We start from the raw sequence: 20,523 nt of genomic DNA, 5'->3' as shown, positions 1-20,523 counted from the left end.
CAGCGCTCAGGAAATCACCAGCTTGAGGCCCACCAGCGCCAGCGTGGCGGCCAGGAACGGACGGATCAGTCGATCGGGCATGCGCGGCGCGATATGGCTGCCGATGATGATGCCGGGGATCGAGCCGAGCAGCAGCGAGATCAGCATCATCCAGTCGATTTCGCCGATCATCCAGTAGCCGATGCCGCCGACCAGCGTGAGCGGCACGGCGTGGACGATATCCGAGCCGACGATGTCGCGGATCTGCAGGCGGGGATATAGCATCAGCAGCACGGTGACGCCCAGAGCGCCGGCGCCGACCGACGTCAACGTCACCAAAGTGCCGAGAACGACGCCGAGGACGAATGTCAGCGCCGTCACCATCGACGGCGAGACCGGCGGCTTATGCTGCCGCCATTCCGTGACCCGGGCCACGATCTGATTGCGAAACAACAGCAGGAAGGCCGTGAGAAACAGCATCCAGCCGAGCGAATATGTGATCAAGGAGACGGCGCCGATGCTTTTGCGATCGATGCCGGACAGAAGATAGAGCGTCACAAGGGCGGCGGGCACGCTGCCCATGCCGAGAACGCGGACGATCGCCCAGTTGATGGTCTTGTTGGCGCCGTGCACGACCGTGCCGGCGCTTTTGGTGATCGCGGCGTAGAGAAGATCGGTGCCGACAGCCGTGGCGGGATGGACGTTGAACAGCACGACGAGCAGCGGCGTCATCAATGATCCGCCGCCGACACCGGTAATCCCCACGAGAATGCCGACAAACAGGCCGGAAATCGAATACAGCGGATCAATATTATGCAGGAAGTCCAACTCAATCCCTTTCGCGCGCGGTGATCGCAATGCATCGCGCCTTTCGCCTTGCCGTTTCACAACAGGGCGCCCCACACTTATCCGACTAGTCGCCGATCCCGGTCGAGTCAAGCAAATGGCGCGCGCTATCCCCGCATCGCTAAGCTTCGCGTTGTTTTGGACCGGGAAATCGATTCATGTTTGCAGCCGTGCGAAATAAGGCTTAGAAGCGCTGCAACAACCGTAAACGACAAGCAAGGCATGACCGCGAATGATCGACAATTCGCCCTTTTACATCACCACCGCGATCTCCTATCCGAATGGAAAGCCGCATATCGGCCACGCTTACGAGCTGATCGCCACGGACGCCTTGGCCCGCTTCCAGCGGCTCGACGGGCGCGAGGTGTTCTTCCTGACCGGCACCGACGAGCATGGCCAGAAGATGCAGCAGACCGCGCGCGCCCAGGATCTGACGCCGCGCGAACTGGCTGATCGCAACTCCGCCGAATTCCGCCGCATGGGCGGGCTGCTCAACGCTTCCAACGACGATTTCATTCGCACCACGGAAGAACGGCATTACAAATCCGTGCAGGCGATCTGGACCAAGATGGTCGAGGCCGGCGACATCTACAAGGACAGCTATTCCGGCTGGTATTCGGTCCGCGACGAGGCCTATTATCAGGAAGGCGAAACCGAGCTGCGCGCCGATGGCGTGCGTTACGGGCCGCAGGGCACGCCGGTGGAATGGGTGGAGGAGGAAAGCTATTTCTTCCGCCTCTCGGCCTACCAGGACAAGCTGCTCGCGCTCTACGAGGCGCAGCCAGATTTCATCGGCCCTGACGAGCGCCGCAACGAAGTGCTGTCCTTCGTGAAATCAGGTCTCAAGGACCTGTCGGTGTCGCGCACTACCTTCGATTGGGGCATTCCGGTGCCGGGCGATCCCAAGCATGTCATGTATGTCTGGGTCGACGCGCTGACCAACTACATCACCGCCGCAGGCTATCCGGACACGGACAATGCGCGCTGGAAGTTCTGGCCTGCAACCCACATCATCGGCAAGGACATCATCCGCTTCCACGCCGTCTACTGGCCGGCCTTCCTGATGTCTGCAGGCGTGGCGTTGCCGAAGCGCGTCTATGCCCACGGCTTCCTGCTCAACAAGGGCGAGAAGATGTCGAAATCGGTCGGCAATGTCGTCGATCCCTTCGATCTCGTCGAGCATTTCGGCTGCGACCAGGTGCGCCACTTCTTCCTCCGCGAAGTCTCCTTCGGCCAGGACGGCTCCTATAGCGAGGAGGCGATCGCCAACCGCATCAATGCCGATCTCGCCGACAATATCGGCAATCTCGCCCAGCGCTCGCTGTCGATGGTGTCGAAGAATCTCGAAGGCGTCATTCCCGAGCCCGGCCCGCTGACGGCCGACGACGAGGCGCTGATCGCGCTCGCCGACAAGGCCATCGAGATCTGCCGCACGGAGATGGCGACGCAGCAGATCCACAAGTCGATGTCGGCGGTCTTCGCCGTGTCTTCGGAAGCCAACAGCTATTTCGCAGCGCAGGCGCCCTGGGCCTTGGCGAAATCCGGCGATGTCGCCCGCATGTCGACCGTGCTCTATGTGACGCTCGAAGTGGTGCGCCAGATCGCCGTGATGTTGCAGCCCTATGTGCCGGCCTCGGCCGAAAAGCTGCTGGATCTCTTCGGCGAGTCGGTCACGAGCCGCGACTTCGCCTCGCTCGGCGCAAACGGCCGCGTCAAGAGCGGCGTGACGATAGCGCCGCCCACCGGCGTGTTCCCGAAATATTTCCCGCCGAAAGCGTGAGGCGGGAATGCTGATCGACACGCATTGCCATCTGGACTTTCCGGATTTCGACGCCGAGCGCGACGAGCTCGTTTCGCGCGCCCGGGCGGCCGGCGTCGCCCAGATGATCACCATCTCGACGCTGGTGCATCGCTTCGAGCGCATCAAGGCGATCGCCGAGACCTATCCGCAGGTGTTCTGCTCGGTCGGCACGCATCCCAACCACGCGCATGAAGAACCCGACATCCAGACCGACGACCTGGTCGCGCTGTCGGAGCATCCGAAATGCGTGGCGATCGGCGAGGCGGGCCTCGACTATTTCTACGACTATGCGACGCCGGAACAGCAGGCTACGGGTCTGCGCCGGCACATCGCCGCCGCCCGCATCACCGGCCTGCCGCTCGTCATCCATTCCCGCGCCGCCGATGACGACATGGCGGCGATCCTGAAGGACGAAACGGAAAAAGGCGGGGCGTTTCCGTTCCTTCTCCATTGCTTCTCGTCAGGAGCCGAACTGGCGCGGGTCGGCGTGGAACTGGGCGGCTATGTGTCCTTCTCGGGCATCCTGACCTTCCCGAAGTCGCAGGACATCCGCGACATTGCGGCGTCCGTGCCGCGCGACCGGCTGCTTGTGGAAACGGACGCGCCCTATCTCGCGCCGAAAACCTGGCGCGGAAAACGCAACGAGCCGTCCTATGTGGTCAACACGGCCGAGGTGCTCGCCCAGACGATCGGCGTGAGCGTCGAGGCGGTCGCAGAACTCACCACCGACAACGCCTTCCGCTGCTTTTCCAAGATGACGCGTGTCGCCTGACGGAGAACCTCGCTGATGAAGCGACGCTTTACGATTCTCGGATGCTCTTCCTCGCCCGGCGTGCCGCGCATCACTGGCGACTGGGGCGCCTGCGACCCCAACAACCCCAGGAATCGTCGCACCCGCGCCGCCATGCTGGTCGAGCAATGGTCGGATGACGGCAAACTGACCTCGGTGGTGATAGACACCGGTCCTGATTTCCGCGGCCAGATGGTGGCGGTCGGCGCGGAGGATCTGCACGCCGTGGTGCTGACTCATGCCCATGCCGACCATCTGCACGGCATCGACGACGTCAGATCCTTCGTCTACAAGAACGAGCATCGCATGCCGGTCTGGGCCGATCCGGTAACGATGGAGCGGGTGATCGAGGGCTTTCGATACATATTCGAGACGCCAGCCGGCAGTTCCTACCCGCCGATCGCGCGCAGCCATGAGATCGACATCGCCAAGACTTTCGAGGTTCCCGGGCCCGGCGGGGCGATTCCATTTCTGCCGCTGATCCAGCAGCATGGCGACGCCCATTCCCTCGGCTTTCGCATCGGCAATGTCGCCTATTGCACAGATGTCAGCGATTTTCCCGAGGAGTCTCTGGAAAAACTGGTCGGCCTGGACGTGCTGGTGATCGACTGCCTGCAATATCGCCGCCACCCAAGCCATCTGTCGCTCGAACAGGCGCTTGCCTGGATCGAGCGGATCGCTCCGAAGAGGGCTATCCTCACCCATATGCATATCCCGCTCGATTACGACACGGTGATGCGGGAGACGCCCGATCATGTCGAGCCGGCGTTTGACGGGATGCGGATCGAGGTGGAGTTTTAAGCCTTCAGGGCCCAGCCGCCGACTCATCCATCGTCATGCTCGCCCTTGTGGCGAGCATCGGCAGCGGCATCGTCGAATGCAACGCGTCTGTCGGCAGGCCCTCGGGACAAGCCCGAGGGTGACGATCCGAGATGTAAGCGGACCACGCCGCATACAACTGCAGCGTAAACCTCAGAACAGTTGCTTCAGGCTCTCCCTGATATCCGCCAGCGTCGCGCCGCCCGTCTCACGGTCGAAGCTCTTGCCCGTAATCATCTCGAAGGCGTCGATATAGACCTTCGACGCCTGCTCGACCAGTTCGGCCGGAATGGCGGGGATCGCGTCTTTATACGGGTCGCAGCGTTCGGCCACCCAGGCGCGGATGAAGTCCTTGTCGAAACTCGCCGGACGCTTTCCGCTTTCGAGAGCCGCCTGATAGGTCTCGGCGATCCAATAGCGCGAGGAATCCGGGGTATGGATCTCGTCGGCGAGGATGATCGTGCCCTCGGCGTCGACGCCGAATTCGTATTTGGTGTCGGCGAGGATGAGACCCTGCGCCGCGGCGCGCTCCTGGCCGCGGGCAAATAGCTTGAGGGCATAGGACGACACCGTGTTCCACTGCTCTTCGGTCAAGAGATTCTGAGACAGGATCTCCGCGCCGGACAGCGGCTCGTCGTGGCCGCCGTCGAAGGCCTTGGTGGTCGGCGTGATGATCGCTTCGGGAAGCTTTTCATTGTCGCGCATGCCGTCGGGGAGTGTGACGCCATACATCATGCGCTCGCCGGCCTTGTATTTGGTGAGAATCGAGGTCGAGGTCGTGCCGGCGAGATAACCGCGCACCACGATTTCCACCGGCAGGATGTCCAGCCGCTTGCCGATCACCACATTCGGATGCGGATAGGAGATCACGTGATTTGGGCAGATGTCGGCGGTCAGTTCGAACCAGTGTCGCGCCGTCTGGGTCAGCACCCGGCCCTTGTAGGGAATGGCGGTCAGGATACGGTCAAAGGCCGACAGACGGTCGGTGGCGATGATGACCCGGGCGCCATCGGCCAGGTCGTAATTGTCGCGCACCTTGCCTTTGTAATAATTCGGCAATTCGGGAATGTACGCATCGTCCAGCACGGGAAGCCCGGTCATCGCGCGGTCAGCCTTTCCAAACAGAGTTCGTCTGCGCAGGAGGCCCCACGCCCATGGGCCGATTAATCAGCGCCACGGGCAAAGGTCAAGCCGAAACGAGGCTTTGTCCGCGTTGCAGGTTCAATGGGTTTGCAGCGCCTTCGGCCGGTATTGCGTACGGCTTTCGGGGTCGAAATTGGCCAGAACCGCCGGATGCCGGAAGGGGTCGCCGCTTTCATCGAGCACGAGGTTCTGCTCGGAGACATAGGCGACATAGGCCGATTCCGCATTCTCGGCATACAAATGATAAAACGGCTGATCTTTTGACGGTCTGACTTCGGGCGGAGTCGAATTCCACCATTCTTCGGTGTTCGCAAATTCCGGATCGACGTCGAAGACCACGCCGCGGAACGGAAACACCCGATGCCGGACCACCTGGCCGATCTGGTATTTCGCCACTCTTTCACGCATATCCGCACCTCGATTGATGATCCCATGATTTGGTGCCGACGAGGCGGCTTTTCAAGTCGCGCCGACCGCGCCATAACAGTCTGCAAATCGGCCGCGGCATATGAAGCGGCTCTCATCGCATAAGGAGTTTTCATGGCCAATCAATGGGGTAGGGACGCCGGTCCCACCGGGCCAAATCCGGGTCGTTCGGCAGGCGCGCTGGTCGCCGCAGTTCTGGCGCTCGTGATCGGCGCCGGCGGCGGCTATGGAGCCGCCCGCTATGTCCAGGGCGACACGAGCGCGGCGGTCGAAGCGCGCGACCAGACGATCTCCGATCTGCAGACCGATCTGGACTCCGTGAGAGCCGAGGCGGACAAGGCCGCCTCGCGCGAAAAATCGCTGGAGGCCGAACTCGGCGATCTCGATGCGGAAATCAAATCCCTGCAGAGCGAGAACGATCGATTGCGCGCGGGTTCGGAGGACGACGCCGCACTGGCGAAGGAAAACAAGGATCTTCGCGCCCGGCTCAAGGCCGCCGACAAGGCGGCCAAGGATTTCGCGGCCGCGCAAAAGGCGCTCGATCAGGCGGAGGCCGACCTTGCGATCGCTCAGAAAACCGTCGCTGCTCGAGACGCCGCGATCAAGGATCTGCGCGCGGCGCTCGCCGATGGCGGAGATGCGCAGGCGGAACTCGATCGCATCACGCGCGAGCGCGACGTCCTGGCGGCGGAACTGAGGGAAGCCCGGGCCAATCTGGGCGACGCGGGGCAATTGCAGCGTGATTTCAGAGCGTTGAAAATCGAGGCAGCGGAGCTTCGCGATCGCGTCGAGCGCGAGGCGGCGGATCGCGCGCGGGCCGAGGAGAGGGCAAAGGATTTCGAAACCGACATCGTCAGGTTGACGAGACAGGTCGCGGCGCTGGAGAAACAACTGGCGGATGCCGAACCGGGACGACCGCGTCATGAAGAGCCCGACACCCAGCCCGACCCGCAACCGGAAAATCCCGCAAATCCGCGAAATCCCGAGGACGTGCAGAGCGCGCTCGAGGATATGCCGGGCTACGACAATCTGTCGCCCGCCAAGCAGAAGACGCTTCTCGAACTATTGAGCGATGGACAATGCGTCACGGATGCGTTGAAATCGGTTTACGGGCGCGTGCCGGCTGCGGCGTTGCGCAACTTGCTGCGCGATCTGCGCGGAGCATGCTGACGAGGAGGGAACGGATGGGTATCGCGACGTGGTTTTCCGCCGGGTTGATGTCGGCTTGCCTGTTGTTCGGCGCGAGCGCCGGCGCGGCGGAACTCGAAAAGAACATCATGACCGGTGGACCGAAAGGCACCTATATCAAGATCGGTCGCGATATCGCCGCTCTCGGCAAGGCATGCGGACAAACGCTGAACGTGGTGGAAAGCGCCGGGTCGCTGGAGAACTTTTCCAGCGTCCGCAAGCGCAAGAATACCCAGTTCGGCATCGTGCAGAGCGACGTGCTCGATTATCTCAAGACATTCGAGGCCAATGATCCCGAGATCCAGCAGGCGGTCAAAGGCGTGCGCATCATGTTCCCCCTCTATAACGAGGAAGTGCATGTGCTCGCCCGCACCGAAATCAAGACGATCGAGGATCTCGCCGACAAGAAAGTCGCGGTCGGCGTGCGCGACAGCGGCACCTTTCTGACAGCCACCCTGATCCTCGACATTCTCGATATCGACGCAACGCAGGTGGAGATCAACCAGGACCAGGCGCTGAAGGATCTCGAAGCGGGCAAGATCGACGCCTTCTTCTATGTCGCCGGCGCGCCGGCGGCACTGTTCGACAGCGACAAGATCGACGGCGCTAAATTTCACCTCCTGCCGATCACGCAAGCGCCGCTGCTCGCGACCTATATCCCGGCCACGATCGACGCCAAGTCCTATCCGTTCCAGAAGGAAGCGGTGGACGTCGTCTCGGTCAAGGCGGTGCTTATGACCTTCGATTACGACAAGACCCGCAACGCCTATCATCGCGACAGCTGCAAGGCGGTGGCGGATTTCTCCAACCTGATCGTCAACAATCTCGCGCAACTCAAGGAAAGCGGTCATCCGAAATGGAAGAGCGTCGACCTGACCGCGATCCCGCCCGGCTGGAAGGTCGGCGTCTGCGTCAAGGAGGGGCTCGCGGCGGATTACAAGCCTTCCTGCGCCAAGGCGGAGCCGGCGAACGCCGAGAGCGGCGAAAACGACGATTACCTCAAGCTGTTGAAAGAACGACTGAAACAGTGACTGGTGATGTTTCATCGAGCGCCAGGCGTCTCGAAGCGCCGCTCATCCGGACGGATCGTCTGCTTCTGCGTCCCTACCGTATCGAGGACTTCGAACACCTCCTGACCATCTATGGCGGCGATCGAGCGCGGTTCATCGGCGGTCGCCTCAAGCCACGGCAGGTATGGGACGGCTTCATGAATGTGATCGGCCACTGGCCTGTGCACGGCTTCGGCGGCTGGGCGTTGGAACTCGCCGAGACGGGAGACCTGATCGGCGAGGTCGCCGTGCATCATCCGGTCGATTATCCAGAGACAGAGCTCGGCTGGCTGCTGTTCGACGGGTTCGAGGGTAGGGGCTACGCCACGGAAGCTGCGATCGCTGCCCGTGATTTCGCCTTCCGGGAGGCGGGCGTGGCGACGCTCGTCTCCTATATCGATCCGGACAATCATCCCTCGCGGCGGCTGGCGGAGCGTATGGGTGCGGTTCTCGACCCAACAGCGCCGACGCCAAATGGCGATCCCTGCCTGGTCTACCGGCATCCGAAGCCCTGAGTTTTTGAACTTCTGAAACGCAAATGGCGGGGAAAAACCCCGCCATTCTCATATGTTGTGGCTGAAAACCGATCAGCAGGAATAATACATGTCGAATTCGACCGGATGCGGGGTCATTTCGAAGCGCATGACTTCCTGCATCTTCAGCTCGATATAGCTGTCGATCTGGTCGTCGTCGAACACGCCGCCGACGGTGAGGAACTTGCGGTCCTTGTCGAGGCTTTCCAGCGCTTCGCGGAGCGAGCCGCAGACGGTCGGGATCTTCTTCAGTTCCTTCGGCGGCAGGTCGTAGAGATCCTTGTCCATGGCCTTGCCGGGATGGATCTTGTTCTTGATGCCGTCGAGGCCGGCCATCAGCATGGCTGCGAAGCCGAGATAGGGGTTCTGGGCCGGATCGGGGAAGCGGACTTCCACGCGCTTGGCCTTCGGCGAAGAGCCGAACGGAATGCGGCAGGAAGCCGAACGGTTGCGGGCCGAATAGGCCAAGAGAACCGGCGCTTCATAACCCGGCACCAGACGCTTGTAGGAATTGGTGGTCGGGTTGGTGAAGGCGTTGATCGCCTTGGCGTGCTTGATCACGCCGCCGATGTAATAGAGGCAGCTTTCCGAAAGCCCGGCATATTCGTCGCCGGCGAATGTCGGCTTGCCGTCCTTCCAAATCGACTGATGGACATGCATGCCCGAGCCGTTGTCGCCGAACACCGGCTTCGGCATGAAGGTGGCTGTCTTGCCATAGGCGTTGGCGACCTGATGCACGACATATTTATAGATCTGCATCTTGTCGGCGTTGCGCACCAGCGTGTCGAACTTGACGCCGAGCTCGTGCTGGGCGGCGGCGACTTCATGGTGCTGCTTTTCGACCACGACGCCCATTTCCGACAGCACGGTCAGCATTTCGGAGCGCATATCCTGTAGGCTGTCGATCGGCGGAACCGGGAAATAGCCGCCCTTGACGCGCGGACGGTGGCCGAGATTGCCGGAGTCGTAATCGGTGTCGTCGTTGGACGGCAGTTCCGACGAATCGAGCTTGAAGCCGGTGTTGTAGGGATCGGCCTTGTACTTGACGTCGTCGAACACGAAGAATTCCGGTTCCGGGCCGACGAACACGGTGTCGCCGATGCCGGAGGCCTTGAGATAGGCTTCTGCCTTCTTGGCCGTGCCGCGCGGATCGCGGTTATAGGCTTCGCCCGAGATCGGGTCGAGAATGTCGCAAAGGATGACCATGGTGGACTGGGCGAAGAACGGGTCCATATGCACGGTGGCCGGATCCGGCATCAGCACCATGTCGGACTCGTTGATGGCCTTCCAGCCGGCGATCGAGGAGCCGTCGAACATGACGCCATCGGCGAACATGTCTTCGTCCACGGCCGAAATGTCCATGGTCACATGCTGCAGTTTGCCCTTGGGATCGGTGAAGCGGAGGTCGACGAATTTCACGTCGTTGTCCTTGATCTGCTTCATGATGTCTTTTGCAGTCGTCATCGAAGTTTTTCCTTTGCTATGACGATGTTTCCTCCCTGCCGTTGCCCGGCAGGCTTGGTCTTATTGGGCGTCAGATCGCGTCGACGCCTGTTTCGCCGGTGCGGATGCGCACGACTTCCTCGACATTCGAGACGAAGATCTTGCCATCGCCGATGCGGCCCGTCTGGGCGGCATTGCGGATCGCGTCGATCACACGTTCGACATTTTCATCCGCCAGCACGACTTCCACCTTCACTTTCGGAAGGAAATCGACGACGTATTCTGCGCCTCTATAGAGTTCGGTATGGCCTTTCTGACGGCCGAAACCCTTGGCTTCGGTCACCGTGATGCCTTGCAGTCCAACTTCCTGAAGGGCTTCCTTCACTTCATCAAGCTTGAACGGCTTGATGATCGCTTCGATCTTTTTCATGAGAAAATGTCTCTCCGCTTCTCCCGTTAAAAGCGAGTTGCTCCCGCTCGCCTCGATAAATGCACATCGCGTGCCAGATCTACACAACAAGCGCGAATTTTGCTTGAAATTCTGCAAGTCCCTCGCGATCATGCGCAAAATCAGCCAAAAAAAAAGAGAAAAAAACGCACAACTCCCATTTTCCTCCCAGAATGGGACGCAATGTCTCATAAGAGGTAAATCGGATATTGCTATGGGGTGGGGGGGTCGGTGAATAACTATGCAAATGATTATAATTTCATCTTATTTTGCCGGTGAACAAAGTGTAGCGGTGAGAATCGCGACGTCGCTCGCCCTGCGATATTTCTAGGATGCTCAAACGATGAGCAATCACCATAGTATGCTAATTGAACCACAGGCTGTATCGGCTGTTGACGCCGACTGCATCGCGTCGGGCATAACGGGCTACGCCTTGATGGCGCGAGCGGGCAGGGCGGCCTCCGCCGCCGCGCTCCGTCGCTATCCGGGCGCGCGCCGCTTCGTGCTGCTGTGCGGGCCCGGCAACAATGGCGGCGACGGCTATGTGGCTGCCGCCGCGCTGGCCGAGGCCGGCGCGGAGATCGCCGTCTTTGCGCTCGCCCCGCCGACCACCGATGACGCCAGGCGCGCGCGCGCCGACGCCTGCTGCGCACCGCAGCCTTTGGCGGAATATCAGCCAGCGCCTGATGATGTCGTGATCGACGCCCTTTTCGGCGCCGGTCTGTCGCGTGACCTTTCGATCGACGTGATGACGCTTGCGGCCAAGGTGAAGGCGGCGGGCGCGCCGGTCATTGCGGTGGACATGCCCTCGGGCGTCTGCGGACATTCCGGCCGAATGCGCGGCGGCGCCTTCGAAGCGGATGTGACCGTAACATTCGTCGCCGCCAAGCCAGGACAGTTGTTGATGCCCGGCAGGGCGCTGTGCGGCGAGATCGAGATCGCCGATATCGGCGTGCCCCGCCGCTTGCTCGACAAGCATGCGGGTCCTGTCCGCATCAATGCGCCCGATCTCTGGTGCGACCGCCTCGCGAACAAATCTGCGGCCGGGCATAAATACAGCCATGGCTCGCTGGCTGTCTTTTCCGGCGGCGCAATGCAGACCGGCGCGGCGCGGCTCGCCGCCGCCTCCGGATTGCGTGGCGGGGCAGGGCTTGTCACCATCATCACGCCCGAGGACGCCGCGCCTGTTCACGCCGCCCACCTGACCGCCATTATGCTCAAGACGGCCGATAGCCTGGCGGAACTGGAAACGATTCTGGACGATGCCCGGCTCAACGCTTTCGTGCTCGGTCCCGCATTCGGCGTCGGCGAAAAGGCGAGGGAATTCGCGCTGGCGCTGAAGGATCGTCGCCTCGTTCTGGACGCTGACGCGATCACCAGTTTTCGCGACGATCCCGATCGGCTGTTCAAGGCTTTTGCCGGAGAGCCGCGACTGATCCTGACGCCGCATGATGGCGAATTCGCCCGGATTTTCCCGGATCTTGCTGCCGATGATACGCTGTCCAAGGTCGACCGGGCGCTGGCGGCGGCCGCCCGCGCCAACGCCGCCGTGATCCTGAAAGGCGCGGACACCGTGATCGCCGCCCCGGATGGTCGCGCCGCGATCAACGCCAATGCTCCGCCCTGGCTGGCCACCGCCGGTTCAGGCGATGTGCTGGCCGGTCTTTGCGGGGCGCTTCTGGCCCGGGGGGTACCGGTCTACGAGGCGGCTTGCGGCGCCGTCTGGCATCATGGCGAGGCGGGGCAACGCGCGGGCAGGGGACTGACGGCGGAAACACTCATCAATTTTATTGATGTCTGATCTGACAAACTTGGTTTTGTCGTCCCGCCCGATCAGGAGTATGGCGGATCAAAAGGAGTCCGCCATGAAGCCCATCCATATCCTTCTCCTGGTTATCGTCGCCGCCGTCTGGGGCTTCAATTTCGTGGTGATCCGGCTGGGGATCGACAATTTCCCGCCGATCTTCTTTTCGGCCCTGCGCTTCCTGTTTGCAGCCATTCCGCTCGCGCTGATCCTGCCCAAGCCCGATGTCTCCTGGCGGATCATCATCGGCATCGGGCTGGTGCTGGGCGTGGTCAAATTCTCGCTGCTGTTCCTCGGCATGAGCGTCGGCATGCCCGCCGGGCTTGCCTCGTTGGTGCTGCAGAGCCAGGCTTTCTTCACGGTCATTCTCGCCGTGCTGGTCTATGGCGACCGGCCGCGGCCAACCCAGATCGCCGGCATGGTCGTCGCTTTCTCGGGCGTTGCGCTGATCGCGTCCACCGTCAATGGCGATCTCACCGCATCGGGACTGGCGCTGTCCATCGGCGCGGCTCTGGCGTGGGCCTGTTCGAACCTGTTGATGAAGAAGGCCGGCGCGGTGGATATGCTCAGGCTGATGGTCTGGGTGAGCCTCGTTGCGCCTCTCCCGCTTCTCGCGATCTCGCTCGCTTTCGAAGGCTGGGAGCGCGATCTCCAGGCATTGACGCATGTGACCTGGTCGGGGGCGGGGGCGGTGATCTATATCGCCTATCTCGCCACGATCTTCGGCTTCGCCGTCTGGGGCGCGATGATCCGCCGCTATGGCGTCGCCACGGTCGCGCCCTTCTCGCTGCTGGTGCCAGTGTTCGGCATGAGTTCGGCGGCGATCGTGCTCGGCGAGGCTTTCGGGCCGATCCGCATTATCGCCGCGTTGCTGATCGTCGCGGGACTGGCTCTGAATGTCTTCAACCCCGCCTGGCTGCGGCCGCGCCCGACGACGGCCTGACGCTCAGAGCAGACGGCTGGTGCGCAACTGGCCGGCCTGGGCCAGAACGGGATAAGCGATCGACACCAAGAGCGAATTGATCTCCTTGAGATCGCGCATCGTGTCGATATGGATCGACGAGGAATCGATGCTGGCGCGGTTTTCGCCCAGGCGCTTGATGTGGTTTTCCTCGCTGACCCGCACCATGTCGCGCACCACTTCCTTCTCCTTGACCAGCTGCCGCGCATGTTCGAGATCGCGGTTGACCAGCAGGTTGAAGGCGAGCCGCGCATTGCGCAGGACGCGCTGATGCATGGCGGTGAGTTCATGCAGGCCTTCCTCGGAAAAGCTCGCGCCGCGCGCATCCTTCTTTCGCGCCTTGGCCAGCATGTTCTGCGAAATGATGTCGCCGACCTGTTCGAGATTGATGGTGGCTTCGAGGAGATCCTGCTGCCGCCGCGCCGCGTCTTCGGCGAGTTCGTTGCCGGAAATCTTGGCGAGATAGAGCTTGATGTTGCGGTTGAAGCGGTCGACGCTGTCGTCCAGCCGCTCGATCTGCGTCATCTGCTGGTCGTCCGGCCGGAGAAAAGCGTCGAAGACGCGGGTCAGCATCACCTCGATGCGGTCGCACATGCCGACCACTTCACGCGTGGCGTTGTCGAGCGCGCGTGGCGGATTGGTGATATCGGAGGGGTCGAGCGCCGACAGTAGGGCCGCGTCGCTGTTGTCTTCGTCCTTGGCGTCCGAGGGCAGGGCGTTTTCCAGCATCTGCGCCAAGGAGCCTGCGAAAGGCAGGCCGATCAGCAGCACCACAGCATTGGCAATGACATGCATCCAGACCACGGCGTCCGCAGGCGTGTCGAAATAGATCTCGGGCCGAAGCTGAAAGCTTAGTTGCAGAATAAGCCCCGCGACCATGCCGAGCCCACGAATGGCGACATTGCCCAAGGGCGCGATACGGGCCGCCTTGACCTCGCCGCGCGTCAGAACCGCGCCGATGACGGCGCCGCCGAAATTGACGCCGAGCACGAAGGGAATGATCAACTCATTCGGCACCAGCCCATGGCTGGACAGCGAGGCGAATAGCAGGATCGAGGCGACGCTGGAATGAAACAGCCAGGCCATCAGCGCCGCGAGCGCAAAGGCGGTGATCCAGTCCTGCTGCAGATAGCCCATGATGATCGGCAGGACATGGCTTTCCTTGAGCGGCGCGGACGCCTCGCCGATCAGCCGGAGCGACAGAAGCAGAAGACCGAGGCCGAACAGGATGCGGCCCATCTCCCGCCAGCGCCGCGACGTGGTGCGATAGGCGATGGTGCCGGCGATCATCAGGAGCGGCACGAGCAGCGACAGGTCGCGCCGGAGGATGCGGGTGACGAAGGCGGAGCCGAGATCCGCGCCGAGCAGCGCCGAAATGCCGACGGTCGAGCTAACGAAGCCGGACGCCGAGAAACCCGACACGATTAGCGCCACCGCCGTCGAGCTCTGCAGCGCGATCGCCAGAAAGAAGCCGGCCGCCGCTGCATTGACGCGGTTGCCGAGCGCATAGCGCAACTTTTCCCTCAGCATGTCGCCATAAGCGCGCTCGACGCCTGTGCGCACCATGCGCGTGGCCCAGAGCAACAAAGCGACGGCGCCTGCCAGATTGATGAAGATCACCGAACCGCTCAAGGGCGAGGCCTCCGGAAAACAGAAAGGATCGATACGTGAATTTGAAAAATATCACGTCGACCTGTATCGGGCCTTTCTATCGTCCGTTCAATCCCAATCGCGGCGTCACTGTCTCGCAAGCGGCGTTTATGACAGTTTTATGACGGTGCGTATGCTTGAACCAAGGGGGGGGGACGCGGGCGAGGCGTCCGCTACTCCGCCGCCTGCCGCTTCTGCGGACGCCGCCCCAGCAGTTCCTTGAGAAACTGGCCGGTATAGGAGCGCTCGACCTTGACGATGTCCTCGGGGACGCCCTGGGCGATCACCTCGCCGCCGCCATCGCCGCCTTCGGGCCCGAAATCGAGGATCCAGTCGGCGGTCTTGATGACTTCGAGATTGTGCTCGATCACCACCACGGAATTGCCTTGGTTGACCAGTTCGTGCAGCATTTCCAGGAGCTTGACCACATCGTGGAAATGCAGGCCGGTGGTCGGCTCGTCGAGAATGTAGAGGGTGCGGCCGGTGGAGCGCTTGGAGAGTTCCTTGGCGAGCTTGACGCGCTGCGCCTCGCCGCCCGACAGCGTATTGGCCTGCTGGCCGACCTTGATATAGCCGAGGCCGACATCGCGGAGCGAGATCAGCTTGTCGCGCACGGCGGGCACCGCCGCGAAGAAATCGCAGCCTTCCTCGACCGTCATGTCCAGCACGTCGGAGATCGACTTGCCCTTGAAGGTGACGTCGAGCGTCTCGCGATTATAGCGCTTGCCGTGGCAGACGTCGCAGGTGACATAGACGTCGGGCAGGAAATGCATCTCGATCTTGATGACGCCGTCGCCCTGGCAGGCTTCGCAGCGGCCGCCCTTGACGTTGAAGGAGAAGCGCCCCGGCTGATAGCCGCGCGCCTTGGCTTCCGGCAGACCGGCGAACCAGTCACGGATCGGCGTAAAGGCGCCGGTATAGGTGGCGGGGTTCGAACGCGGCGTGCGGCCGATCGGCGATTGGTCGATATCGATGACCTTGTCGATATGCTCGAAACCGTCGATGCGCTCATGCTCGGCCGGATTTTCGCGCGCGCCCATCACCCGGCGCGCCGCCGCCTTGTAGAGCGTCTCGATCAGGAAGGTCGACTTGCCGCCGCCCGACACGCCCGTCACGGCAGTGAACACGCCCAGCGGAATGGCCGCCGTGACATTCTTGAGATTGTTGCCCTTGGCGCCGACGACCTTGATCTCCTTACCCTTCTTGGGCTTGCGCCGCTCGCGCGGAACATCGACCGAGAGTTCGCCGGAGAGATATTTGCCGGTCAGCGAATTGGGGTTGGCCATGACCTCCGCTGGCGTGCCTTCCGCCACCACGCGACCGCCATGCACGCCGGCGGCGGGGCCGATATCGACGACATGGTCGGCGGTCAGGATTGCGTCCTCGTCATGCTCGACCACGATCACGGTATTGCCGATGTCGCGCAGATGCTTGAGCGTATCGAGAAGGCGGGCATTGTCGCGCTGGTGCAGGCCGATCGAGGGTTCGTCGAGCACATAGAGCACGCCTGTCAGGCCCGAGCCGATTTGCGAGGCCAGCCGGATGCGCTGGCTTTCCCCGCCCGACAGCGTGCCGGAATTGCGCGCCAGCGTCAGATAATCCAGGCCGACATCGTTGAGGAATTTCAGGCGGTCGCGGATTTCCTTGAGGATGCGGGTGGCGATTTCGTTCTGCTTGACATTGAGCTTGTCCGGCAGGCCGACGAACCAGTCGTTCGCCGCCCGGATCGACATATTCGACACCAGGCCGATATGCTTGCCGTCGAGCTTCACCGCCAGCGCTTCCGGCTTCAGGCGGAAGCCTTTGCAGGCCGGGCAGGGGGCCTGGCTCATATAACGCTCGATCTCTTCGCGCGACCAGGCGGAGTCCGTTTCTTTCCAGCGGCGTTCGAGATTGGGGATGATGCCTTCGAAGGTTTTCGTGGTCTGATAGCTGCGCGCGCCGTCGGCATAGTTGAACGTCACCTCGCGATCGCCGGTGCCATTGAGAATGGCGGTCTGCGCCTCGGTGGACAATTCGCTCCAACGCGCCGAGAGCTTGAAGCCATAGGCCTTGCCGAGGCCCTCGAGCGTCTGGTTGTAGTAAGGAGAGGTCGACTTGGCCCAGGGCGCCACCGCGCCGTCGCGCAGCGTCCGCTCCGTCTCGGGCACGATCAGGTCCGGATCGATCTTCTGCTGGGTGCCGAGACCGTCGCAGGAGGGGCAGGCGCCGAAGGGGTTGTTGAAGGAAAACAGCCGCGGCTCGACTTCGGGAATGGTGAAGCCGGAGACCGGGCAGGCGAATTTCTCCGAGAACATCACCCGTTCATGCGTTTCGTTGAGCGACTTGTTGGCCGAGCCGCCCTCGGCGGTGTCTTCCTTCGGCAAAGGCTTGTCGGCGAATTCGGCGATCGCCAGCCCGTCGGCGAGCCTGAGGCAGGTTTCGAGACTGTCGGCGAGACGCGAGGCGATATCCGGGCGCACGACGATGCGGTCGACCACCACGTCGATGTCGTGCTTGTACTTCTTGTCGAGCGTCGGCGCCTCGGCGATTTCATAGAACTGGCCGTCGATCTTGACGCGTTGGAAGCCCTTCTTCATGAGCTCCGCCAGTTCCTTCTTGTATTCGCCCTTGCGGCCGCGAACCAGCGGCGCAAGGATATAGAGCCGGGAGCCCTCGGGATAATCGAGAATGCGATCGACCATCTGGCTGACCGTCTGGCTCTCGATCGGCAGGCCGGTGGCCGGCGAATAGGGCACGCCGACGCGGGCGAAGAGCAGGCGCATATAGTCGTAGATTTCGGTGACGGTGCCGACGGTCGAGCGCGGGTTGCGCGAGGTGGTCTTCTGCTCGATCGAAATGGCCGGCGACAGGCCCTCGATGAGATCGACATCGGGCTTCTGCATCATTTCCAGGAACTGGCGCGCATAGGCCGACAGGCTCTCGACATAACGACGCTGCCCCTCGGCATAGATCGTGTCGAAGGCGAGGGAGGATTTGCCCGATCCCGACAGGCCGGTCATCACGATCAGCGAATTGCGCGGCAGGTCGAGATCGACCCCCTTGAGGTTGTGTTCACGCGCGCCGCGGATGGAAATGGTCTTGAGTTCGCTCATGATGCCTGTGTCTCGCCTGTTCTTTCGCCCTTATACGCCCATGCCGCGCGCGGAGGTCGCCGCCATCAGGCAAAACCCCGATTTTCCACAAAGTCGATTCTGTTGACTGCCGCACGAAAAACGACTAGAACAAAATGCGAACAATTGGAAGCCCCGGATTTTCTGTGGATTGGACGCGTGGAGGGGCGCGCCGGTTCCCTTGAAGGGTTATTCTTCGCCCCTCAGTTGATGGACGGCGGTTTGCCGATTTTGTGGATAGGATTTAGCGATGGCGGGCAGTGTAAACAAGGTCATTCTGGTTGGCAATGTCGGCGCGGACCCCGAAATCCGCCGCACTCAGGACGGGCGTCCGATCGCCAATCTTCGCATCGCCACATCGGAAAGCTGGCGCGACCGCAATTCCGGCGAGCGCAAGGAAAAGACCGAATGGCACAATGTCGTGGTCTTCAACGAGGGCCTCTGCAAGGTGGTCGAGCAATATGTAAAGAAGGGCGCCAAGCTCTATATCGAGGGCGCGCTGCAGACCCGCAAATGGCAGGACCAGACCGGCAATGATCGCTACACGACCGAAGTCGTGCTGCAGGGCTTCAATTCGACTTTGACCATGCTGGATGGCCGCGGCGAAGGCGGCGGACGCGGCGCGTCCCAGGGCGGCGGCTACGACGATATGGATTCCGGCTTCGGCGGCGGTTCCGGCTATGGCGGCAACGATCGGGCCGGCCGCTCCCCGCAGCCCAGCCGCGCGCCGCAGAGCGCGCCGTCCTTCTCGCGCGACATGGACGACGACATCCCGTTCTGAAGCGGACAACGGCGCGCTTCTCCCGTAGTCCGGCGGTGGCATGGTTCTTGCGTTTTTGATCGCGCAATAAATCATGGAGTTTACGGATGAAACTATCTTTCGCTCTGGCGCTCGGCGCGGCGACGCTTCCCATGGTCGCGTCGGCGGCCGACCTGATCGACGCCACGCCGCGCATCGCCGTGATGTCGGCTTTCGAGCCGGAATGGCAGGTCCTTCTCAAGGATCTCGAGGGCGCCCAGGAGCATAAACTCATGGGACGCCGTTTCGTGACCGGAAAGCTCGGCGGCAAGGACGTCGTGCTTTTCCTGAGCGGCGTCAGCATGGTCAACGCCGCGATGACCACGCAACAGGCAATCGATCATTTTTCGATCAAGGCGATCGTATTTTCCGGCATCGCCGGCGGCGTCGATCCCAGCCTGTCGATCGGCGACGTCGTGGTCAGCGATCAGTGGGGCCAATATCTCGAAGCGATCTTCGCCCGCGAAACCGACGGCAAATTCGCCATACCGCCCTTTCTCGACACGCAGTTCCCGAACTACGGCATGATCTATCCCAACGAGACGGAAGTCCTGCGCGAGGGCATGGACAAGCCGGAGGATCGTTTCTGGTTTCCGGTCGACGGCAAGCTTCTCGAAACGGCCAAAGCCGTGGCGTCGAGCGTGACGCTGGAAAAATGCGCGGGCGAGGGCAAGTGCCTGGCCCATGAGCCGAAGATCGTCGTCGGCGGCAATGGCGTGTCCGGTCAGGCCTTCGTCGACAACAAGGCGTTCCGCGAATTCACCTACGCCACCTTCAAGGCCAGGGTGCTGGATATGGAAAGCGCCGCCACCGCCCATGTCGCCTATGTCAACAAGGTGCCGTTCATCGCGTTCCGCAGCCTGTCCGATCTCGCCGGCGGCGGGGAAGGGGCCAATGAGATGGGCGTTTTCTTCGCCCTCGCCTCCGCCAATTCCGCCAAGGTGGTCGAAGCCTTCGTCGCAAAGCTTCCCTGACCGTCAGGGGCCGGCATAGACCGTCAGCGTCGCTCTCAGGCCGTCGATGACGAATTGCACGGCGAGCGCCGAAAGCAGCACGCCCAGGAGCCGGGTGAGGATCGCCCGGCCCGTCTGGCCGAGATAGCGGTCCAACCTGTCTGCGATGATCAGCGCCGCGAAGATCACCAGAAATACAGCCGCGATCACCAGGATCAGCTGCGCGCGTTCCAGCGGCGGCCGGAAATTGCCGGCGAGCAGGATCGTCGCGGAAATGGCGCCGGGGCCCGAGATTAGCGGAATCGCCAGGGGAAAGACGCTGAGATTGTGGATATGATCGCGGGTGATCGCGGTTTCCGTGGTCTTTTCCTTCCGCTCCTGGCGTTTCTCAAAGATCATTTCGAAGGCGATGAAGAATAGCAGCAATCCGCCGGCGATGCGGAAGGCGGGAAGCGAGATGCCGAGCACCGAGAGAATGCCGGCGCCGAAGACGGCGAAGACCGTGAGGATACCGAAGGCGATCAGCGTGCCGCGCAGCGCGGTGTGGCGCCGCTGCGCCTGAGTCATGCCGGCCGTCAGCCCGAGGAAAATCGGCGCGAGCCCCGGCGGATCCGTGGTCACCAGAAGCGTCGTGAACGCGTTGATCATCGCTTCCAGACTGGCCATGATTTTCCCCTCTTTTCCGCCATCTGTAGCGACCCTCGCCCAACCGTGCAAGCAAAGGCTAAAAAGCCGAAAATATCAGCGCTTCCGGGGAAAGAACTGTTCATAAAGCCGC

General features: G+C 62.0%; 18 protein-coding genes. 10 read left to right on the top strand and 8 right to left on the bottom strand.

The genetic code is table 11. The annotated features are described in order from the left end of the window. Nucleotides 1-6: 6 nt before the first annotated feature. Complete coding sequence (locus OCK01_RS00345; RefSeq protein ID WP_263822211.1) at nucleotides 7-807, bottom strand: sulfite exporter TauE/SafE family protein; 801 nt, start codon at nucleotides 805-807, stop codon at nucleotides 7-9. Nucleotides 808-1,057: 250 nt separating this feature from the next. Here OCK01_RS00345 and metG point away from each other — a divergent pair, with 250 nt between their 5' ends. The 3 genes from metG to OCK01_RS00330 are packed head-to-tail and all read left to right on the top strand — an operon-like array spanning nucleotide 1,058 to nucleotide 4,217. Next, nucleotides 1,058-2,605 (top strand): methionine--tRNA ligase, encoded by a 1,548-nt coding sequence (gene metG / locus OCK01_RS00340; RefSeq protein ID WP_263822210.1) that lies wholly within the window; start codon nucleotides 1,058-1,060, stop codon nucleotides 2,603-2,605. Between the two features lie 7 nt (nucleotides 2,606-2,612). Further along, nucleotides 2,613-3,398: a TatD family hydrolase gene (locus OCK01_RS00335; protein ID WP_263822209.1), complete on the top strand. Its 786-nt coding sequence runs from the start codon at nucleotides 2,613-2,615 to the stop codon at nucleotides 3,396-3,398. Between the two features lie 15 nt (nucleotides 3,399-3,413). Next, on the top strand, nucleotides 3,414-4,217 hold the full coding sequence (locus OCK01_RS00330; RefSeq protein ID WP_263822208.1) for an MBL fold metallo-hydrolase: 804 nt from the start codon (nucleotides 3,414-3,416) through the stop codon (nucleotides 4,215-4,217). A gap of 171 nt (nucleotides 4,218-4,388) precedes the next feature. On the opposite strand, the gene OCK01_RS00325 is transcribed toward OCK01_RS00330, so the two are convergent. Further along, nucleotides 4,389-5,336 (bottom strand): phosphoribosylaminoimidazolesuccinocarboxamide synthase, encoded by a 948-nt coding sequence (locus tag OCK01_RS00325; protein ID WP_263822207.1) that lies wholly within the window; start codon nucleotides 5,334-5,336, stop codon nucleotides 4,389-4,391. Nucleotides 5,337-5,456: 120 nt separating this feature from the next. After that, the gene (gene hspQ / locus OCK01_RS00320; RefSeq protein WP_263822206.1) at nucleotides 5,457-5,786 is read right to left on the bottom strand and encodes a heat shock protein HspQ; all 330 of its coding nucleotides are present in this window, start codon (nucleotides 5,784-5,786) and stop codon (nucleotides 5,457-5,459) included. Between the two features lie 132 nt (nucleotides 5,787-5,918). Here hspQ and OCK01_RS00315 point away from each other — a divergent pair, with 132 nt between their 5' ends. The 3 genes from OCK01_RS00315 to OCK01_RS00305 are packed head-to-tail and all read left to right on the top strand — an operon-like array spanning nucleotide 5,919 to nucleotide 8,556. After that, a complete protein-coding gene (locus OCK01_RS00315; protein WP_263822205.1) occupies nucleotides 5,919-6,974 on the top strand; it encodes a hypothetical protein in 1,056 nt (351 codons plus the stop codon). 14 nt (nucleotides 6,975-6,988) lie between these two features. Further along, nucleotides 6,989-8,023 carry a TAXI family TRAP transporter solute-binding subunit gene (locus OCK01_RS00310; RefSeq protein WP_263822204.1) on the top strand — a complete coding sequence of 345 codons (1,035 nt, stop codon included), beginning with the start codon at nucleotides 6,989-6,991 and terminating at the stop codon, nucleotides 8,021-8,023. Continuing rightward, nucleotides 8,020-8,556, top strand: a complete 537-nt coding sequence (locus OCK01_RS00305) for a GNAT family N-acetyltransferase (protein ID WP_263822203.1) — start codon at nucleotides 8,020-8,022, stop codon at nucleotides 8,554-8,556. The genes OCK01_RS00310 and OCK01_RS00305 overlap by 4 nt, the downstream gene beginning before the upstream one ends. A 72-nt stretch (nucleotides 8,557-8,628) precedes the next feature. Here OCK01_RS00305 and glnA read toward each other — a convergent pair whose 3' ends face one another. Together glnA and OCK01_RS00295 are read right to left on the bottom strand one after the other, a co-directional pair. Continuing rightward, complete coding sequence (gene glnA, locus OCK01_RS00300) at nucleotides 8,629-10,038, bottom strand: type I glutamate--ammonia ligase (protein ID WP_263822202.1); 1,410 nt, start codon at nucleotides 10,036-10,038, stop codon at nucleotides 8,629-8,631. A gap of 70 nt (nucleotides 10,039-10,108) precedes the next feature. Beyond that, nucleotides 10,109-10,447, bottom strand: a complete 339-nt coding sequence (locus OCK01_RS00295; RefSeq protein WP_137153622.1) for a P-II family nitrogen regulator — start codon at nucleotides 10,445-10,447, stop codon at nucleotides 10,109-10,111. A gap of 361 nt (nucleotides 10,448-10,808) precedes the next feature. Between OCK01_RS00295 and OCK01_RS00290 the strand changes: the two genes are divergently transcribed. Further along, entirely contained in the window at nucleotides 10,809-12,266 is a 1,458-nt protein-coding gene (locus OCK01_RS00290; protein ID WP_263822201.1) for an NAD(P)H-hydrate dehydratase, read from the top strand. A 64-nt stretch (nucleotides 12,267-12,330) separates the two neighbouring features. Continuing rightward, the gene (locus OCK01_RS00285; RefSeq protein ID WP_263822200.1) at nucleotides 12,331-13,212 is read left to right on the top strand and encodes an EamA family transporter; all 882 of its coding nucleotides are present in this window, start codon (nucleotides 12,331-12,333) and stop codon (nucleotides 13,210-13,212) included. Between the two features lie 3 nt (nucleotides 13,213-13,215). On the opposite strand, the gene OCK01_RS00280 is transcribed toward OCK01_RS00285, so the two are convergent. Together OCK01_RS00280 and uvrA are read right to left on the bottom strand one after the other, a co-directional pair. Continuing rightward, nucleotides 13,216-14,862 carry a Na/Pi cotransporter family protein gene (locus OCK01_RS00280; RefSeq protein ID WP_263822199.1) on the bottom strand — a complete coding sequence of 549 codons (1,647 nt, stop codon included), beginning with the start codon at nucleotides 14,860-14,862 and terminating at the stop codon, nucleotides 13,216-13,218. 191 nt (nucleotides 14,863-15,053) lie between these two features. After that, a complete protein-coding gene (uvrA, locus tag OCK01_RS00275) occupies nucleotides 15,054-17,975 on the bottom strand; it encodes an excinuclease ABC subunit UvrA (RefSeq protein ID WP_263822198.1) in 2,922 nt (973 codons plus the stop codon). 268 nt (nucleotides 17,976-18,243) lie between these two features. On the opposite strand from uvrA, the gene OCK01_RS00270 reads away from it, so the two are divergent. Continuing rightward, nucleotides 18,244-18,774, top strand: a complete 531-nt coding sequence (locus tag OCK01_RS00270; RefSeq protein WP_182826300.1) for a single-stranded DNA-binding protein — start codon at nucleotides 18,244-18,246, stop codon at nucleotides 18,772-18,774. Nucleotides 18,775-18,860: 86 nt separating this feature from the next. Then, on the top strand, nucleotides 18,861-19,766 hold the full coding sequence (locus OCK01_RS00265; RefSeq protein ID WP_263822197.1) for a 5'-methylthioadenosine/S-adenosylhomocysteine nucleosidase: 906 nt from the start codon (nucleotides 18,861-18,863) through the stop codon (nucleotides 19,764-19,766). 3 nt (nucleotides 19,767-19,769) lie between these two features. Here the strand turns inward: OCK01_RS00265 and OCK01_RS00260 are convergent, their stop codons facing one another. Further along, nucleotides 19,770-20,411: a MarC family protein gene (locus OCK01_RS00260; protein WP_263822196.1), complete on the bottom strand. Its 642-nt coding sequence runs from the start codon at nucleotides 20,409-20,411 to the stop codon at nucleotides 19,770-19,772. Nucleotides 20,412-20,523 lie beyond the last annotated feature (112 nt).

Source organism: Rhizobium sp. TRM95796 (assembly GCF_025779995.1).
Taxonomy (GTDB): domain Bacteria; phylum Pseudomonadota; class Alphaproteobacteria; order Rhizobiales; family Rhizobiaceae; genus Rhizobium_E.
The sequence above is the reverse complement of the archived record's forward strand: the minus strand, read 5'-3'. Positions and strand labels throughout refer to the sequence as shown.

Bases quoted from the DNA above. Each gene is read 5' to 3' on its own strand.
- OCK01_RS00265 (WP_263822197.1), top strand. From the start codon at position 18,861: ATGAAACTATCTTTCGCTCTGGCGCTCGGCGCGGCGACGCTTCCCATG.
- metG (WP_263822210.1), top strand. From the start codon at position 1,058: ATGATCGACAATTCGCCCTTTTACATCACCACCGCGATCTCCTATCCG.
- OCK01_RS00270 (WP_182826300.1), top strand. From the start codon at position 18,244: ATGGCGGGCAGTGTAAACAAGGTCATTCTGGTTGGCAATGTCGGCGCG.
- uvrA (WP_263822198.1), bottom strand. From the start codon at position 17,975: ATGAGCGAACTCAAGACCATTTCCATCCGCGGCGCGCGTGAACACAAC.
- OCK01_RS00325 (WP_263822207.1), bottom strand. From the start codon at position 5,336: ATGACCGGGCTTCCCGTGCTGGACGATGCGTACATTCCCGAATTGCCG.
- OCK01_RS00315 (WP_263822205.1), top strand. From the start codon at position 5,919: ATGGCCAATCAATGGGGTAGGGACGCCGGTCCCACCGGGCCAAATCCG.
- hspQ (WP_263822206.1), bottom strand. From the start codon at position 5,786: ATGCGTGAAAGAGTGGCGAAATACCAGATCGGCCAGGTGGTCCGGCAT.
- OCK01_RS00285 (WP_263822200.1), top strand. From the start codon at position 12,331: ATGAAGCCCATCCATATCCTTCTCCTGGTTATCGTCGCCGCCGTCTGG.
- OCK01_RS00295 (WP_137153622.1), bottom strand. From the start codon at position 10,447: ATGAAAAAGATCGAAGCGATCATCAAGCCGTTCAAGCTTGATGAAGTG.
- OCK01_RS00335 (WP_263822209.1), top strand. From the start codon at position 2,613: ATGCTGATCGACACGCATTGCCATCTGGACTTTCCGGATTTCGACGCC.
- OCK01_RS00290 (WP_263822201.1), top strand. From the start codon at position 10,809: ATGAGCAATCACCATAGTATGCTAATTGAACCACAGGCTGTATCGGCT.
- OCK01_RS00330 (WP_263822208.1), top strand. From the start codon at position 3,414: ATGAAGCGACGCTTTACGATTCTCGGATGCTCTTCCTCGCCCGGCGTG.
- OCK01_RS00260 (WP_263822196.1), bottom strand. From the start codon at position 20,411: ATGGCCAGTCTGGAAGCGATGATCAACGCGTTCACGACGCTTCTGGTG.
- glnA (WP_263822202.1), bottom strand. From the start codon at position 10,038: ATGACGACTGCAAAAGACATCATGAAGCAGATCAAGGACAACGACGTG.
- OCK01_RS00310 (WP_263822204.1), top strand. From the start codon at position 6,989: ATGGGTATCGCGACGTGGTTTTCCGCCGGGTTGATGTCGGCTTGCCTG.